General features: G+C 51.9%; 1 rRNA gene. It reads right to left on the minus strand.

Annotation, left to right across the window (positions count from 1 at the left end):
• Positions 1–530: ribosomal RNA gene (locus LFLEISCH_RS14435) — 23S ribosomal RNA — on the minus strand; the annotation flags it as partial.

Below are 530 nucleotides of genomic sequence, written 5' to 3' on the forward strand. Positions count from 1 at the left end.
TCGTTGAGACAGTGCAGATCGTTGCGCCTTTCGTGCGGGTTCGGAACTTACCCGACAAGGAATTTCGCTACCTTAGGACCGTTATAGTTACGGCCGCCGTTTACTGGGGGCTTCAATTCTGAGCTTCGCGAGACTGCTAACCCATTCCTCTTCAACCTTCCACCACCGGGCAGGCGTCAGCCCTATACGTCACCTTACGGTTTTGCAGAGACCTGTGTTTTTGCTAAACAGTCGCCTGGGCCTATTCACTGCGGCTCTCTCGGGCTTTCACCCTAATAGAGCACCCCTTCTCCCGAAGTTACGGGGTCATTTTGCCGAGTTCCTTAACGAGAGTTCTCTCGCTCACCTTAGGATTCTCTCCTCATCTACTGTGTCGGTTTGCGGTACGGGCAGTATCTCTCTTCCTAGAGCTTTTCTTGGCAGCGTGAAATCAGGAACTTCCGTACTTTATTTCCTTCCCCATCACAGCTCATGCTTCGCAAGAGCGGATTTGCCTACTTCTCACACTCACCTGCTTGGACTCACATTTC

It is taken from the genome of Listeria fleischmannii subsp. fleischmannii LU2006-1 (genome assembly GCF_000344175.1).
Taxonomy (GTDB): domain Bacteria; phylum Bacillota; class Bacilli; order Lactobacillales; family Listeriaceae; genus Listeria; species Listeria fleischmannii.